The sequence below is a fragment of the Flavobacterium cerinum genome (genome assembly GCF_004028155.1).
GTDB lineage: Bacteria > Bacteroidota > Bacteroidia > Flavobacteriales > Flavobacteriaceae > Flavobacterium > Flavobacterium cerinum.
Genome location: NZ_SBII01000013.1, coordinates 1 through 16386, shown reverse-complemented (window position 1 = coordinate 16386; position 16386 = coordinate 1). Strand labels below are relative to the sequence as shown.

14 protein-coding genes are annotated in these 16386 nt (G+C 35.9%); 5 read left to right on the top strand and 9 right to left on the bottom strand.

Annotated elements, in window-relative coordinates; all coding sequences use genetic code 11:
• Positions 1-56: 56 nt before the first annotated feature.
• From EPI11_RS16000 to EPI11_RS15975, 6 genes are all read right to left on the bottom strand, one after another.
• Positions 57-2330 carry a hypothetical protein gene (locus EPI11_RS16000; protein ID WP_128390995.1) on the bottom strand — a complete coding sequence of 758 codons (2274 nt, stop codon included), beginning with the start codon at positions 2328-2330 and terminating at the stop codon, positions 57-59.
• Positions 2290-3318, bottom strand: coding sequence for a hypothetical protein (locus EPI11_RS15995; protein WP_128390994.1), 1029 nt, complete (start codon positions 3316-3318; stop codon positions 2290-2292). The genes EPI11_RS16000 and EPI11_RS15995 overlap by 41 nt, the downstream gene beginning before the upstream one ends.
• Before the next feature lie 138 nt (positions 3319-3456).
• A complete protein-coding gene (locus EPI11_RS15990; RefSeq protein WP_128390993.1) occupies positions 3457-4917 on the bottom strand; it encodes an aminoacyl-histidine dipeptidase in 1461 nt (486 codons plus the stop codon).
• Positions 4918-5015: 98 nt separating this feature from the next.
• A complete protein-coding gene (locus tag EPI11_RS15985) occupies positions 5016-5963 on the bottom strand; it encodes a YeiH family protein (protein ID WP_128390992.1) in 948 nt (315 codons plus the stop codon).
• Between the two features lie 78 nt (positions 5964-6041).
• The gene (locus EPI11_RS15980) at positions 6042-6935 is read right to left on the bottom strand and encodes a LysR family transcriptional regulator (RefSeq protein ID WP_128390991.1); all 894 of its coding nucleotides are present in this window, start codon (positions 6933-6935) and stop codon (positions 6042-6044) included.
• Positions 6935-7198, bottom strand: a complete 264-nt coding sequence (locus EPI11_RS15975) for a (2Fe-2S) ferredoxin domain-containing protein (protein WP_128390990.1) — start codon at positions 7196-7198, stop codon at positions 6935-6937. Before EPI11_RS15975 ends, EPI11_RS15980 begins: the two co-directional genes overlap by 1 nt.
• Positions 7199-7269: 71 nt before the next feature.
• On the opposite strand from EPI11_RS15975, the gene EPI11_RS15970 reads away from it, so the two are divergent.
• Genes EPI11_RS15970 through EPI11_RS15955 form a run of 4 tightly spaced genes read left to right on the top strand, consistent with a single transcriptional unit; the run spans position 7270 to position 10373 of the window.
• Positions 7270-8331, top strand: a complete 1062-nt coding sequence (locus tag EPI11_RS15970) for a DUF3810 domain-containing protein (protein WP_128390989.1) — start codon at positions 7270-7272, stop codon at positions 8329-8331.
• Between the two features lie 42 nt (positions 8332-8373).
• Complete coding sequence (locus EPI11_RS15965; protein WP_128390988.1) at positions 8374-8868, top strand: RNA polymerase sigma factor; 495 nt, start codon at positions 8374-8376, stop codon at positions 8866-8868.
• A gap of 6 nt (positions 8869-8874) precedes the next feature.
• Entirely contained in the window at positions 8875-9516 is a 642-nt protein-coding gene (locus EPI11_RS15960; protein ID WP_128390987.1) for a hypothetical protein, read from the top strand.
• Positions 9517-9518: 2 nt separating this feature from the next.
• Positions 9519-10373, top strand: a complete 855-nt coding sequence (locus EPI11_RS15955; protein WP_128390986.1) for a TraB/GumN family protein — start codon at positions 9519-9521, stop codon at positions 10371-10373.
• Positions 10374-10403: 30 nt separating this feature from the next.
• Here EPI11_RS15955 and EPI11_RS15950 read toward each other — a convergent pair whose 3' ends face one another.
• Entirely contained in the window at positions 10404-11207 is an 804-nt protein-coding gene (locus EPI11_RS15950) for a lysophospholipid acyltransferase family protein (protein WP_128390985.1), read from the bottom strand.
• 42 nt (positions 11208-11249) lie between these two features.
• On the bottom strand, positions 11250-11888 hold the full coding sequence (locus tag EPI11_RS15945) for an NUDIX hydrolase (protein ID WP_128390984.1): 639 nt from the start codon (positions 11886-11888) through the stop codon (positions 11250-11252).
• 64 nt (positions 11889-11952) lie between these two features.
• Between EPI11_RS15945 and EPI11_RS15940 the strand changes: the two genes are divergently transcribed.
• Positions 11953-12396: a DUF4268 domain-containing protein gene (locus EPI11_RS15940; RefSeq protein ID WP_128390983.1), complete on the top strand. Its 444-nt coding sequence runs from the start codon at positions 11953-11955 to the stop codon at positions 12394-12396.
• Here EPI11_RS15940 and EPI11_RS15935 read toward each other — a convergent pair whose 3' ends face one another.
• Entirely contained in the window at positions 12397-15657 is a 3261-nt protein-coding gene (locus EPI11_RS15935; RefSeq protein WP_164879187.1) for a T9SS type B sorting domain-containing protein, read from the bottom strand. It lies immediately after the preceding gene.
• Positions 15658-16386: the final 729 nt, after the last annotated feature.

Below are 16386 nucleotides of genomic sequence, written 5' to 3'. Positions count from 1 at the left end.
TAACAAAGATCACTAATTCTCTATAAAACAAACCCCTCGCAATCGAGGGGTTTGTTTTATCTGCGGGCGTTAAAATAATCTGCAAAACGTGTACAGTTATTAAGTTCTTTATATTCCTGAGGATATTCAGTCATGAGTATTTTAGAATACGGATTGCCAATTTCCTCTCCTGCACAATGGGCAAGCATCCTAAAACATAATGCCTTGAACTTTTCTGTTTTTGCATGTTTTAATGCCTGCTTATAGTATTTCTGCGCAAGCAGTCCTTCATTATACTCTTTTTCGTCTTCTACTATTGTTGTGGTGTAACCACTAGTCCAATTATATCGTCTCATCATCCATGAATTACCATTTTTGGTCATGTTGTAGTAACAATTGGCAACAAGAAAGTAATAATAATCCCTGTCTTTTTCTTTAGGATTTTCTGCCTTCTCTATATATTTAATGAGCTGTTTTGTAACCGTATATTTATTAAGTTTTATATTGTCCTTAACCGGTATAAAATTAGGTGTATACTTGATTTGGTAGAATGGATTTTTATCGAATACATTCCAATAATCTTCGGTACGTTCCCATAATGCTAAATTACCGTTCATGTAGGTTTTGGCAACTTTTTTAAAACAGGGAAGCGCCTCTGCTAACTTATTCTGCCTTATATACTTTGTACCGAGCAAATCATAAAGCTCATTAAGACGGTCTTTAAGCACACTGTATTTCCATACCGAAAAACTATCTGTATCCCTACTGTTCTCTATAGCTTCGACAACTCCAGCAATTTGTTCCGGTGTATAATAGCCATTGATGTAGCCAAAATAATCTGTATAAAAATCATGATAGTTATCACCATTATTTCTAGAAGTCTTCCAAAAAGCAGCATTTACATACTCCCCTTCAGAATATTCCCTTTCTTCCTCATCGCTTAATTGCGAATAAATCAAAGCGGCATCATTGGTATTGCCTTTATATTCAAGTTCACGTCCAAAAGCAAAAAGAAATTTTTGATCACTTTTATTTTTAAGAACAATGGATTTTATTTCATCTAATATAACCGCTCTGCCATAAGGCTGTGATGCTGTAAGCGCCAAAGCTTTTATCATCTGTAATTCGTTATAAACATCATTATTACGATCAAGACCTTTTTCTACATTTGCAATGGTTTTTAATGCATCACTATACTGCTGTGTCATGAATTCGAGTTGAGCCTGCGCCAATTCCCAAAATTCAGGATTATACACACCGCTATCTTTTACCGATTTTACAAATTGTAAAACCTTAGCGGCATACATCCTGTCATCTGCAACTCTATTCAAAACCTTAGCTATAGATCCCTCTTTATATTCATCGTAACCATTTTGTACAGACGGTGCGAAGAGAGAATAATAAGGTGTATGTACCCAGTCTTCTATCTTATTAACTTCGCGCAGCAACAAAAAGGCAACCCCTTGAGAATGCGGAGTATTTTTATACATTCCTTTTATCTCTTCCAATGCCCTATCCGGCCTATGAATGCCCGCCATAAGATATACGTTAGCTCTTTCTTCCTGAGTCACTGCATATTTTAATACATCAGTAACTGGAACAGTACCGCTAATATTGTTATATATCGCAAAGCGTTTTTCGGGAGAGTTAGCAAATACCTGAGCTGCATAAAAAAATGCCAGTGGTTTATCTATTTCTGTCAATGCCCTAAAATGAAGACTCCAGTAATACACCATTTCTTTATTTTGGGTATGAGCAAAAAACTGATCGTACAGCTTTTTTACCAATGCCAAATCCTGATTATAAAAAGCCATTCGAATTGCCAGAAAAGCATACCTTAAACCTATTTCTTTATTTTTAACACTCGTCGCTAAATCCTGAGATTTCCTAATGTGTGTAGCTATTTGAGGCATTTTTGCATATTCATTTCGCTCCCACGGATCGCTGTAAAAAACATTAAGGTTTTCGCAGCTTTTAGCAAATTTAAGATAGTCTATAGCCGCTGTATCATGGCTGTCAAATAAGTATTTTACCATTGCGTTTGGCGAATTCTTATTAAAATCAGCCTGATTGATCTCGTACACAGCCTGACTGATTGCAGCTATAGGAACTTTTCCTTTACAGTAGCGAAACCAAAACTCCTCATTAGGCGAATTCTCACCTTCCTCATAAATCTCTTTAGGTTCGAAATAGTTTGCCGTATAAAAAAACTCTGAAAAAGATTTATAACCGTAGTATTCCGGTTTAAAGAAACAATAACGAATCTCATCAGAATAAGGATAAAATCCGCAGGCATGGGCAGTAATACTGCTACTCAGTAAAACGAGAATAAAAAGATTTAATTTCTTCATGGCTAAAGCGGCTTATTTGTTCTTCATCTAAATGGAAAAGGCTCACAGTAATATCGGGAGCAAATTGTATGTGTTTTTTTAGTTCATCAATAGCTTTGTGAAGATCGGCAGTGCTGACTTCCTCTATTTTAACTTTGTCTCCTGCCCTTAAATAAAACTCATTGATCACAGTATCTTTTTTTACATCATACCATAAGGGCTTACCAGGTTTGAGTATCTCTTTTATCGTAGTAGTATTAGTATAAAGCACTTTAGAAAAATGATCATTCTGGTACACCTGCATCCAGGAATATATTGGCAGGGCAATATCTAATTTAAGCGGATATTTAGTGTCTGTCTTTAAATAGGCCTTTAACTCATCTACATCAAGTATAGAGTTTTTATTATTCTTAGCCAATGGATCGATCAGGTTGTAACACATCAGCATAGCTTTATCCACAGGAGGCACGCCCATTTTGTCAGGATATTTATAGGGATACAGCCTAAGCGTACAACTAATCGTTTTCTCTGATACCTTTTTAAGTTTTTTCAGAAAATAAAAATAATTATCCTTAGTACTCAATGTCCAGTCACAATCCATTTGATATTCATCTGCCTTACCAATACGCTCAAACTTATAATCAGTCATATATTTATTGATGAGAAAGTTTACATTATCGGCAAGCGAATCCAGTGCGCCATGAGTAACCCCTTTAAATACTTCATTACGAATATAAACAGTAGGTACAATTTTCAGGCTGTCTGAATTATTATAAAAGTGCAGATCAGTCTTCGCAACGGGTATTATTCCCATTACCTCATCGTCCTCTACCTCAAAAAATTTTACATATAGTTTTTTCACACCAAGACTATCTAGTTCCCGTCGTTCACTATCCATTGAATACTCATTGTTTTTCCAGTAATAAAAGGCTTTCTCAACCTTTTCAGGTTTGTGTGAACAGGAGAAAAATGCTGCCGAAAGTGCCAGCAGCAAGAAGATGTGTTTCATGGTGTGTGTAGTTTTTGTAGTAACGTAAAATCGTATTAAAATTATATCATAATATTGCTATTTTCCATAAAAAAACCCACTTATTTTTAAGTGGGTTTCTAAATTTATTCTGAGGCATCAGCCTGTCTTGCTTTATGACTATTTCGAAGGTATATTCTCTAATATTTCAAGAACGAACTTCCAGTATTTTTGAGCCGATTTAATACTTGCTCTTTCGTCCGGAGAGTGAGCTCCTTTAATAGTAGGTCCAAAAGAGATCATATCCATATCAGGATAGTTTGTTCCTAATATACCGCATTCAAGTCCGGCATGGCAGGCAACCACAGCAGGTTTAGTGCCGTTTTGCTTTTCGTATATTTCTTTAAGCACTTCAAGAATTGGAGAGTTCACGTTTGGAGTCCATCCCGGGTAAGATCCCGTTTGAGACACCTCACATCCGATAAGCTCAAAAGTAGAACGCAATGCATTAGCAAGGTCCATTTTAGAGCTTTCTACAGACGAACGTGTTAAACATCCAACATATATTTTACCGTCTTTAACGATAACTCTCGCAATGTTGTTAGACGTTTCTACAAGGTCTTCCATATCAGGGCTCATACGGTATACACCATTATGAGCAGCATACACTGCACGTGTTAAACCTTCCTGAACACCAAGCTCCATTACTTTAGCAGGCAGGTCGCCTTTCTCAATAGTAATTGTAAGGTTTGGCTCGGTTGTTTTGTATTCTGCTTTTATATCGTTGATTACTTCCTGCATATCAAAAACAAAAGCTTCATCAAAGATTTCAGAGATAATTACTTTCGCAAAGCTCTCACGTGGTATTGCATTACGAAGGCTTCCTCCGTTAATTTCGGCGATCTGTAAACCAAAATTCTCAAAACCGTCAAATAATAAACGGTTCATGATCTTATTCGCATTACCTAAACCCTTGTGGATATCTATACCGGAGTGACCTCCGTTAAGTCCGTTCACCGTAATTGTATATCCTACAGAGTTCTCAGGAACTTCTTCTTCATGGTACTCTCTTACAGCAGTAACATCGATACCACCTGCACAACCGATATCAATTTCGTCGTCCTCTTCTGTATCAAGGTTCAATAATATCTCACCGTCAAGCAATCCGCCTTTAAGTCCCATAGCACCCGTCATTCCGGTTTCTTCATCTATAGTAAATAAAGCTTCGATAGCAGGATGCGGAATGTCTTTACTTTCAAGTATTGCCATGATAGTAGCAACCCCTAATCCGTTATCAGCACCAAGTGTTGTACCTTTTGCACGTACCCAGTCGCCGTCTACATACATGTCGATACCCTGGGTGTCAAAATCAAAAACGGTAGCAGTATTTTTTTGGTGTACCATATCAAGGTGCGATTGCATTACAATCATCTTGCGGTTTTCCATGCCCTTAGTAGCAGGCTTTTTAATGATTACGTTACCTACTTCGTCCTCGATAGTTTCAAGTCCTAACTGCTTTCCAAAATCTTTCATAAAAGCAATTACTCTTTCTTCTTTTTTAGAAGGACGCGGTACCGCGTTTAGGTCGGCAAATTTATTCCAGAGCGCTTTTGGCTCCAGGTTTCTTATTTCCTGGCTCATTATAACTATTTTATTTTGTATTCTTAATTAATGATTTTAAGCTATGCCCACAAAGGTAAACAATTTAGCAGATGTGGTATAGAATAAAAGGATTCGATTTAAGCAAAAAACAGCACAGCTCCCAAGGCTGCCGAAGAAATTAGAAGCCATAGCAATACCCCTTGTACAAATGGCCTGAACCCTACAGATCTTAGAACCTTTTTAGAAAGTCCGCAGCCTATTAAAAATAGTGTTAGTGTAAGACCTGATTTTGCAATAGTAACCACATACGGGCTTATTGTTTTAACCACAGGAATATAAGAATTGGCAAGCATCGCCAGTATAAACAGTCCAATAAAATAAGGGATCTTGATCTTCGCTTCTTTGTTTTTAAACAAAAATGCCGATAAGAATGCAATCGGGATTATCCACAAAGCACGGGATAATTTCACAGTAGTTGCGATCTCCAACGCTTTTTCGCCATAGCTTCCCGCAGCTCCTACTACAGAGCTGGTATCGTGTATGGCAATAGCACTCCATAACCCAAACTGTTCCTGGCTAAGCAGCAATTTATGCCCTATAAAAGGAAACAATATCAATGCTACCGAATTAAGGATAAACACAACGCCTAATGCAACAGATATTTGTTTTTCTTCTGCCTTTATTACGGGAGAAACGGCTGCTATAGCACTACCTCCACAAATCGCAGTCCCGGAAGATATAAGGTAGGATGTCTTTTTTTCGATCTTAAGGATCTTACTTAACAGATAACCAAATATAAAAGTCCCGATAATAGAAATTATCGTAAAAATAATGCCTTCTTTCCCAGCTTTTAAAGCACTGTGGGCATTCATTCCAAAGCCCAGTCCAACAACCGAAGCTTTTAATAAAAATTGAGTTGCCTTACCATTATACTTAGCATAAGGATGCCCCACCATCCATGCCATAGCAATACCAATAACCAAGGCTAAAGGAGGCGATGCCCAAGGCGACAAACAAAATAGTGCTGCGGCTATAAACAGTATTTTACTTAGGATAGTATTTTGAGGCGTTTCGGCTAAACTCATAATATAACTTCAATTAATTATGAGTACAAATTTCCGATACATTGAAACAGTAACGAAATCGTTTTTTATAATAACCGATTACTTAAAGTTATAACGAAAAGCAAAATCCATGAACAAACCCGGTAAGGCTCCTTCTTCGCCATGTTTTTGTATAAAGTACATATTACGTTCTATGGTAAGTCCCTCAATATCTATAATGGTGAATAGATTTTGCTGCAATCCGCTTATTATAGAATGCACCGAAAGAAAAGCTGCTGCATCAGAATTTTGGAGATAGCGTTTCATCCCCTCTGTACTCCCCAACTGCATTTCTACAGTAAGCTGGGGTAATTTTATACCCAATGGTTTTAAGGCTTCTACAATTACTTCTAATGTTCCTGATCCCGGTTCGCGAAGCAGTAAAGGGATCTTTAAAAGCTCCTGTAATGTAACACTTTGGTTTTTAGCCAATGGATGGCCGGTTCGCACAACAAGCACCAGTTCGTCTTTAATAAACGGAGTGTATTTAAACGATGAGTTCTTAGAATGCCCTTCAATAATACCCAGGTCAATTTCATTGCGCTGTAAAGCAAGTTCGATCAGTTCGGTATTATTAATGGTGAGCTGTGGTTGTATATCGATAAACCTTTTATGAAAAACTGCCAGAACAGCCGGCAGTATATATTGTGCTATGGTAGTACTTGCACCTATACGGAGTATACCGCTATGGTGCTGGGCAAGACTGCCCATTTCGAATTCAAGATCGCGGTAAACGCTAAAGAGTTTTTCGGTATGCTGTAGTAATAGTTCGCCTGCGGGAGTCAAAGCTATCTTTGTGCCATTGCGTTCAAACAGCTTGGCATTAAAATGTTTTTCTGTTTCCTGTATGTGTTTTGTAACAGCCGGCTGGGTTATAAACAGTTCGCTCGCTGCTTTAGTAAAATTAAGCCGCTTTGCAACCGTGTAAAAAACCTTGAGCCTAAAGTCAAACATTATTTTTGTAAATGGTCTTTAATTATTGAAGGTATGTTTTTTTCTGTCACTTCGCCTATCCATATATTTTTAGGCTGAATGGCAATTACAGGGGCGTGCTTGCAATTGTCACTGCATCCCATACGGACAACTTCTACCACTTTCTTCAATCCGCAGTCTTTAAGTTCTATCCTAAAGTCTTTGCGAATCTCTTTGCTGTAGTCACCGCATTTTTTACCATCACAAATAAAAATAACCTTCTCTGGGGCATCTAACTTTTTCATAGGTTAATTTGTGTTTATCTATACAAAAATACTACTTATATTTACAATCACTATCGATTTTAATTCGGCAAATGAAGAAAAAATTTATCCTGCCCCTGCTCTTGCTCCTGCAAATCATTATTATAAAGCTGTTGTCACTTTTTCCGGAATTTGTAGAACGCTATTACAGTAACGGACTTTTCCCTTATCTGTCTAAAGGTTCCAGGATCTTTTTTGGACTATTTGGGTTTTCAATTGGCGATATAATTTACGGCATAGTCCTGTTCTTTGTTTTCCGATGGCTTTGGAAAAAAAGAAAAACCTGGAAAAAAGAATACAAGAACAATATCCTGTCGGTACTTAGTGCCTTTGCTATATTTTACTTTTTGTTCCATATTTTATGGGCTGTAAATTACCACAGGGTTCCACTGCATGAAAAAATGGGCATCAGTAAAGAATACACTCCCGATGAACTTGTTGTTTTTACTAAAAAACTAATCGAAAAGACCAACGAAACCCACAGGTTAATTGAGAAGAACGACAACCTTAAAGTTGTAAACCCGTATACTGTACAGCAAATTTATGACCTCTCCTTAAATGGTTACGCGGCATTAGAAAAACAGTATCCTTATTTTGGTTTTAAACATGAAAGCACTAAATCGTCATTAATTAGTTTACCCCTCTCTTATATGGGATTTGGCGGTTACTTAAACCCATTTACTAACGAAGCTCAGGTTAATAGTAAACTCCCCTTATATAATTTACCTACAACCACCTGCCACGAGATGTCGCACCAAATTGGTTATGCCAGCGAAAGTGAAGCCAATTTTATTGGCTATATGGCATCCATAAAAAACAATGATCTTTATTTTAAATATTCCGGATATACACTGGCGCTTAAATACTGCCTGCGTAACATTGGTAAAATAGACAAAAATAAAGCCTTAAGCCTTAAACCACTTATACTGCCCGGCATACTTGCTAATTTTAAAGAAAGTGAAGAATTCAACAAAAAACACGAATCGTTTGTTGAAACAATTTTTGAATATATTTATGATAATTTCCTTAAATTAAACCGTCAGGAAGATGGTTTAGAAACCTACAGTAAGTTTGTAGGACTTCTGGTAAATTACTATCATGATAAAGAATTGTAAGTCCTGTTGTAACATTTTGCGTTTTTTATATACTTATGTAGTATGAGTTCACAGCTTGAAACGTCTTTTGTTAAACAGTTACAGGAAAACCAAAACCTGATACATAAAATATGTAGGCTCTACACAAATAGTGAAGATGCCCATAAAGACCTGTTTCAGGAAATAACAATTCAGCTCTGGAAAGCATTTCCTCAATTTAGAGGTGATTCTAAATTTACTACATGGGCATACAGGGTAGGACTAAATACAGCCATTACCTTATACCGAAAAAAGACCAAGACAATCAGTACAATTGAGTTTGATAATAAACTCCATAAAATTGATCAGGACGAATACAACTACGAAGAAGAAGAACATATAAAATTGCTGTACCAGGCAGTACAGCAGCTTAACGATATTGAGAAAGCCCTGGTATTCATGTACCTTGAAGACAAAGATTACAGCGAAATAGCCGAAACACTGGGTATTAGCGAAGTAAATGCGCGAGTGAAAATGAACAGGATAAAAGGGAAACTTAAGAATATATTAAATCCGTAAAAGGAAATGGAAGAGTTAGATCTATTAAAAAAAGACTGGAAAAAAAACCAAGACAAATTCCCCAGAGTTTCTGAGAAGGAAATTTATGCCATGCTGCATAAAAATTCTACCTCGGTAGTAAAGTGGATATTCCTTATTAGCATTTGTGAATTTGCCTTCTTTTTAGCCCTTACACTGCTATTAAGCGATAACTCAAATACACAAATGGTAGAAAGTTATTTAAGTCAGTATGCCATTTATGGTATCACCGTTATAGATTACGGAATCATGGTTTATTTTTTCTGCCAGTTCTATATCAACTATAAAAAAATCACCACGACAGATCAGGTTAAGAACCTGATGGCAAACATACTTAAAACACGAAAAACTGTTTCCAATTATATCTTCGTAAAGATTGGTTTCGTAATTACGTTATTCATAATCCTGTTTATTATTTATTTTAATAATGAACCACAAATACTTGCACTGCGCCATGATGCAGAAGAACATGGCAAAATAGCAATGCTGTATTTAATTTACTTTGCAGCAGTAGTGATATTTATTATTGTAATTGCATTTGTCATTTGGCTTTTCTATAAGCTTATTTATGGCATGCTGTTGAAACGGCTTATAAAAAATTACAACGAGCTTAAAAAGATAGATCTTTAATTATGAGAAAAACATTTATTGCAGCTATTAGTCTTTGCTGTGCTTTTGCAAGCGCACAAAAACTGGATAATGCAGTACTCTGGAAAATTTCAGGTAATGGTTTAAAGAAACCATCTTATCTTATGGGTACTGTACATATATCATGTGATGCCACTCTGGATAAAAACATACTTAAGGCACTCGATGAAACAAAACAGCTTTATCTGGAATACGATATGGACAGTCCAACCCTTTCGGAAGAAATGTCGGCACAGGCATTTATGAAAGATGGTAAAAAAATGAGTCAGCTAATTAGTCCTGAGGATTTTAAAACAGTACGTGATTATGTAAAGAAGAACTTTGACCTGAATCTCACAACAGTTGAAGAATACAAGCCCTTCATGTTAACTACCATGTTTTACTCGAAGATTATAGACTGCCCGGTACAATCGTATGAAAGAGAACTCATAACAGTTACTAAATCGCAAAAAGAAGAGGTCTATGGCCTTGAAACCGTAAAGGAGCAAATGCAAGTTTTTGAGGATATTCCTTATGAAGTTCAAATGCAGGAAATAGTACGGACTACTAATGGCGGCTTTGAAAAAGACATAGCGGAATATAAAAGTATGCTCGATGCCTATGACCATAAAGATCTCAACAAACTAGTAGAGATAACTAAAGAGACCCAAAATATATTGTTTATAAAATATCGGGGTATTTTAATTACAAACCGTAATAAAATGTGGATTTCAAGGATAGATAAAATTGCCAAAGAGACCCCTACATTTTTCGGCGTAGGCGCTCTTCATCTGGTAGGTAAAGAAGGCGTGATAAAGCTATTACGAAAAAAAGGATATAAGGTAGAACCAGTTAAATAAAAAAGAGAGGCAATTGCCTCTCTTTTTTATTTAATAATTCCATTGTCTCTGCTTGTTAAGCTCTTCCAGGTCTTCTATTACTTCTGCCGGAATAACTTTAAGGAAAGAGGGATGCTGCTCTATAGCATATTCTATCTTTTCTACGATCTGTTCTACCGTTTCGTTTTCATAATCAATTACAAGCGGCTCTTTTATTATAAAAGACTGGAGTATTCCTTTCTTTTTCAAACGAAGGCCTTTTTTGTCAAATGATCTTCTAAAACCATCAATAACAATAGGCACTACAACGGGTTTATATTGTTTGATAATATGAGCTGTCCCTTTTCTAATTGGCTTAAACGGTTTGGTAGTTCCCTGCGGAAATGTAATAACCCATCCGTCTTCAAGCGCTATCCTTATATTCTCAGTATCGTTAGGATTAACCTCACGCTGTACTTCTTTACCTTTTGCCCTCCAGGTTCTTTCTACTGTAATAGCACCTGCATACGACAAAATACGTGGCAACAGCCCCTCTTTCATCGTTTCCTTAGCCGCTACATAATAAATATTTAGTTTTGGATGCCATAGATACCCTACGTTCTTTATATTGTCCTCGCGCCCTTTAAGGCTGGCGTTAAACACATGAAACATCGCAACAACATCAGCAAAATAAGTTTGATGGTTGGATATAAACAAGACATTTGTATCAGGTAATGCCCTGATAATCTCGGATCCATCAACCTGAAGCTCATTAAAACCTCTATAACGCCTGTGTGTTAATGCTCCAAAAATACGGATAAGCCATTTTTTTAGAAACAATATATGACCGAAGGGATTTCTTTTAAATAAACCCATAATAGTAACAAAATAAGCTGCAAATTTACAAAAACCCCGCTATTAAAGCGCCCTTTTTATCGTTTCTTTAAGCTCACTAAGTATCATTGCAGTTGCGCCCCATACAATATGTTCGTCTACCTTAAAAGCCGGTACAGTAACCCTTTGAGAATATGATGTCTGTAACGCTGTATTTATAACAATCGAATCGTCTAAAAACACATCAAGAGGCAGGTGGATAAGCGCATCTACTTCATCTGGATTCGGAATAAATACAGGCTCATTATGCGTTACCCCAAGAAAAGGAGCTACTAAAAAATTACTGGGAGGAATATAAATTTCGGAAAAAGGCATTATTACCTCAATAGCATTGGGCAGTACGCCTATCTCTTCAAAAGTTTCTCTTACTGCTGTAGCGGCAAGATCAGCGTCCTCAGGTTCTGCTTTACCTCCCGGGAATGATATCTGAGATGAATGTACTCCCGGATAACTATTTCGTTTTATAAGAATAAGATGTGCCATTTCGTTTTTAGGATAAAACAACATCATCACTGCCGACATCTTAGGATTATTGTTCTTATAATATTCAGGATCCAGTGTAGGCAGTCTTTCTAACGGAGCCATTTTTACATGAGCAGTAATAGCCGGAAGCTCTTGTTTTAGTATCTTTGGCAGATATTCTATAAATTCGGTAAAAAGCATTTTTTAATATATCTTATTTATCATAAAGATACTTTAAATAAAAATACCACAAAAAGTAAACACCATGTTCAGTAAAGCAGAAGCACAAATTATAAAAAAAGAATTCTGGACGGCATTCGCCGATGCCTATCCACGTAAATGGCTTTTGTATGACACTAAAATTAAAGATGTTACTTTTAAATTCTACATAGATAATAAAAAAGCACAGGTTTTTCTAGATATCGAACCTAAAGAAAATGAAAAACGAAAGATCTATTTTGAAAAGATAGTCTCTCTTAAAGACATTCTTTTGGGTGAGTTTCTTCCGGATGCTGTTATTGAAAAAGAATTTCACCTTGAAACCGGAAAAGCAATTAGCCGTGTATGGGTAGAGCAAACCGGTATAAGCCTTTACAACAAAGCAACCTGGAATGATATCTTTGATTTCTTCAATGAAAAGATGGATGCTTTTGAACGCTTTTTCTATGAGTACGAAGATTATATTCGTGACCTGGAAATCAATACCTAATTAGCGTAACATAGAAAAATGCCCTTTTAACTCTCTACCGTCTTCACGGGTAACCACAAACCAATAATCTGTAGATGGTAAAGGAACGCCATTAAGTGTACCATCCCACCCTTCACTGTTTGAGCCAAAACCGGTAATAAGCTTACCGTATCGGTCAAATATATACACTTTCATGTGAGGCTCTTTAATTGAATATTCAATACGCCATTTTTCGTTATAACCGTCCCCGTTAGGCGTAAAAAAGTTTGGGTAATTTAATAGTACTACCTCTTCCTTAACTTCACCGCAGCCGTTGCCATCGCGAACATACACTTGATACACACCAGATTCAAGGCCCGTAAACACATTCTCTACTTGATAATTTCTGCCATCTAAAGAATATTCATAGTTACCGGAACCTTCAGCATGTACAGTAATGATGTTTTCATTTCTTGTCCAGTCAGCAATATCTATCTTAACAATAGAAGGAGTAACAGATGTAATAATCTCTACTTCTCCGGTGCCTGCACAAGTTCTGTCTCCGTATGCTTTTTCAACAGTTACTGTATAAATACCCGGCTTACTAACATAAATCGTTCTTGTTGTTTCTCCGTTAGACCAGTAATAGCTTTTAAATCCACCTTCTGCCGTTATGGCAACAGTACCTTCATTACATATAACGCCTTCGGTATATATTTTAGGTTCAGGATATTCTCCAATAAACAATTTAAATGACGTAGTACCATGACACAAAGCAATTTCATTATGTATAAGCCTTACATATATAATCTGTCCATTAGAAACATTACTATAGTACTCAGGGAGTGCGTTCGAACCGCTATCGGCGTCAGCCTGCAATAAATGATAAGTAATAGTATACATCGCACTGTGAAGAGGTCCTAATATTGCAGCATTCTGATCCGTTAAATGGTACTGATAAGTATTCATCGTACCCGCTTCAGTACAAACGATCATGTCACTTGGTTTTACAGCATCGGCAATAGACGGTAATGTTTGTACATTAAACCCTTTAACATCAATATTTCCACAGGCATCTTCAATCTGGAATAAATATTCTGCAGGCTCAAGATTGGTAAAAATGTTATTCGGTCCATTATCTACAACAAAAGGTTGTCCGTTTTTTTCTTTGATCTTATATACCACAGGATAACCTTTTATTTCAAGTATTACACTGGTAGGCTCTCCTTTACATGCTAAAGTATAAGCAGCTGTAATAGCCAGATCTTCGGTATAAGTAAATTCACCCAACACACTCAAACATATTGTCATTTGTGCAGTAGCGTTGCCATAGCATTCAAATTTTTTAATAATTCTGAATTTTCCATTAAAATTCAAATTATTACGGGTCTGATTATTATTTAATCCAATACCGGTAGTTCCCGTTGGTACCGTTCCCTCAACGTATACTTCATTATAAAAAGGGTTAGTCCATGTATCATTCTCTTCATTATAATATTGCAGCCAGTAACCTACTGCTTCAGCACCATTGCTGTTATCCTGCATGGTTACAGAAAAGGCACCGCAATTAGGTGTAAAAATAAAGCTATCAACAGGCAAAGTATATCCTTCAACAGTTACTTTTTTCTCTACTACCAACCCGCAAAAATCTGTACCCTGAAAGGTATAGTTACCCGGAGGCAGGTTATCCATATACAAAATTCCATTACCCGCGATGAATGCGCTTGCATTATAAGGCAAAGGATGTGCAAAAGATGAAGGCGCATTAATAATAGTAACCGATGTAAGAACACCGTTTCCACTTTTCATCATCACAGTTCCAAAATCAGGAATACAGGAGGGCAGTGATAAAAGCATAAAAGGTTGTTCCTGATAAGGTGGTACTTCTATTTTAACCTGATAACTAAATCCACAATCATCAACAAAGGTTATTGTATATAAGCCCAGTGGCATATTCTTAAGAACAATCTTTCCATCAAGAGTTATATTTTGAAAAATGTTGTTTGGTAATGGAACAGTATAAGTAGCGGGTGCTCCTATTATAGTAGCCAATACGATTTTAGATTCGGCAACACTAATATTTATACTGCCATACTGAGAAAAACATCCATTATTGGCTGCATATACAGTTGGATCTGGCTTAACAAATTCAACCGATAATGTATCTATAGCTTTACGACCACAAAGATCTGTTATTTCCAATATATACTGTCCAAAAGGAACAGGATTAGTTGCACTTCCATAATGAATCATATCATCGGTAAATGGCCCATTAGGAGTTGGATTAAAAGCTGAAGGAATAAATCCGGCAGGAGCACTTACAACGTTAACAGTATATGACGTTGTATACTTGGCGGCAGTAAGCCTAATAAACTTCTTACCACACGGAGCCTTGCCTGTTTCTAATAACATATCGATACCTGGATCAACCATATTATTCTTTCTTTCATAAAGAATACTGCAATTATCAGTAACAGAGATATCATAAGAATAAGACTCTGTTAGATAACGTGGCATAACCATAGCTGGCTTTAAAATACTCGAATCACCGGTAGCAAAAGTTTCATTAAAAACTATAGGCACTCCTCCAATGCTTAAAGGAGCCAATCTCCACTCAACTGAGACTGGGTAAGCGATAATACCCGAAGTAGGCGTAATGTTATGCATTACCTTAATAGAATCACAAACAGGTGAATTAACATCAGCGTAAATAGGATCAGAAATAGATAAAGCATTCGAATACATTGTTAATGTATAGGTTTTCACTTTACCTACACCACAATTATTAAATGCACGAACATTATAAGTACCTGCGGGTAGATCAATAAAAACATTTGATGTTTGCATAGGTCTCGTTACTGGCCCGGATATGATTTCGTATGACGCTCCCGTTCCGGATGTAGCTATAACAATTAAATTACCACCACTGGCACAATTTTGATTTGAAGTAGTTACATCAATAACAAATGGTACAATAGCATAGCTTATAGTAACCGTCTTTTCCTTCTGATTCATTAAATTACCCAATGTTTGTATAGCAACAACTTTATAAGTAGCCGCAGAAAGGCTGCCCAAAGTATTACTACTTAATACCGTAAACGGATTAGTAGCATCTGGTAAAAGATATACCTTATAGAGTATAGAAGAATTTGGAGTTTTATTCGTTACAGTGAACGTTAACGAACCATTCCCTAAGCATGTTTCATTAGTCTTTGTAAGATGTAAATTAAAATCTGATAGCTGTGCATGTGCTGTAATAGTAAAAAACAGCACAAAGAGTAGTAAGGTGTAAAAATTTTTCATAGTAGTAAATTTCCTTAGCATTCAACCTGACTTGTTCATCAATTAAACTATTACAGATAAATCAGGTTTCCATAGTCACTTTATACTGCAATAATAAAAATAATAAACAACAAGTTGTTGATTTTTAAACAGTTACAAAAACACTTCATCGACTTATTCTACAATATTCACATTTTAAATAAATAACAAAAAGCTTAATTATCTAAAAATCAATATATTGCAATTTATTTTACCCAATAATATTCAAATATTAGATTATGTAAAAAACTTTATTTTAACAGAATTATTACTTAAAATTAAACAAAATATCAACATATAATTATAAATAATGTTAAAATATAATTAATAATTAAATTATTTAATAAAGAGATATTTTGTAAAATTTAAGAATATTCGGGCATTTTTAATCAAAATATTCTTAAAACCACCGAATTAGATAAAATCAATAAATAAAAGATCTCTAAAGTATTTCTTGATTATGCTCTAAGAACAACAAACATATACAGAAAATAAAAATTTGAATACCAATAATTTACTCCTGAATCTATTTATCAACCGGCACAGTCAAAATGAATACAAGACAATTTTCTATACACATAAACCTCCAACCAAGTCTGTGCTAAATTGAGAACTGACACCTAGGTCCATCTGTATTTTAATTTCAGATTTATTATAACCACCAACAGCTTTGTTTTGGACAAAGGCTGTTTAAAGAAAGTAGAGTTTGGG

Bases quoted from the DNA above. Each gene is read 5' to 3' on its own strand.
- EPI11_RS15935 (WP_164879187.1), bottom strand. From the start codon at position 15,657: ATGAAAAATTTTTACACCTTACTACTCTTTGTGCTGTTTTTTACTATT.
- EPI11_RS15985 (WP_128390992.1), bottom strand. From the start codon at position 5,963: ATGAGTTTAGCCGAAACGCCTCAAAATACTATCCTAAGTAAAATACTG.
- EPI11_RS15940 (WP_128390983.1), top strand. From the start codon at position 11,953: ATGTTCAGTAAAGCAGAAGCACAAATTATAAAAAAAGAATTCTGGACG.
- EPI11_RS15955 (WP_128390986.1), top strand. From the start codon at position 9,519: ATGAGAAAAACATTTATTGCAGCTATTAGTCTTTGCTGTGCTTTTGCA.
- EPI11_RS15980 (WP_128390991.1), bottom strand. From the start codon at position 6,935: ATGTTTGACTTTAGGCTCAAGGTTTTTTACACGGTTGCAAAGCGGCTT.
- EPI11_RS15965 (WP_128390988.1), top strand. From the start codon at position 8,374: ATGAGTTCACAGCTTGAAACGTCTTTTGTTAAACAGTTACAGGAAAAC.
- EPI11_RS15970 (WP_128390989.1), top strand. From the start codon at position 7,270: ATGAAGAAAAAATTTATCCTGCCCCTGCTCTTGCTCCTGCAAATCATT.
- EPI11_RS16000 (WP_128390995.1), bottom strand. From the start codon at position 2,330: ATGAAGAAATTAAATCTTTTTATTCTCGTTTTACTGAGTAGCAGTATT.
- EPI11_RS15945 (WP_128390984.1), bottom strand. From the start codon at position 11,888: ATGCTTTTTACCGAATTTATAGAATATCTGCCAAAGATACTAAAACAA.
- EPI11_RS15950 (WP_128390985.1), bottom strand. From the start codon at position 11,207: ATGGGTTTATTTAAAAGAAATCCCTTCGGTCATATATTGTTTCTAAAA.
- EPI11_RS15960 (WP_128390987.1), top strand. From the start codon at position 8,875: ATGGAAGAGTTAGATCTATTAAAAAAAGACTGGAAAAAAAACCAAGAC.
- EPI11_RS15990 (WP_128390993.1), bottom strand. From the start codon at position 4,917: ATGAGCCAGGAAATAAGAAACCTGGAGCCAAAAGCGCTCTGGAATAAA.
- EPI11_RS15995 (WP_128390994.1), bottom strand. From the start codon at position 3,318: ATGAAACACATCTTCTTGCTGCTGGCACTTTCGGCAGCATTTTTCTCC.
- EPI11_RS15975 (WP_128390990.1), bottom strand. From the start codon at position 7,198: ATGAAAAAGTTAGATGCCCCAGAGAAGGTTATTTTTATTTGTGATGGT.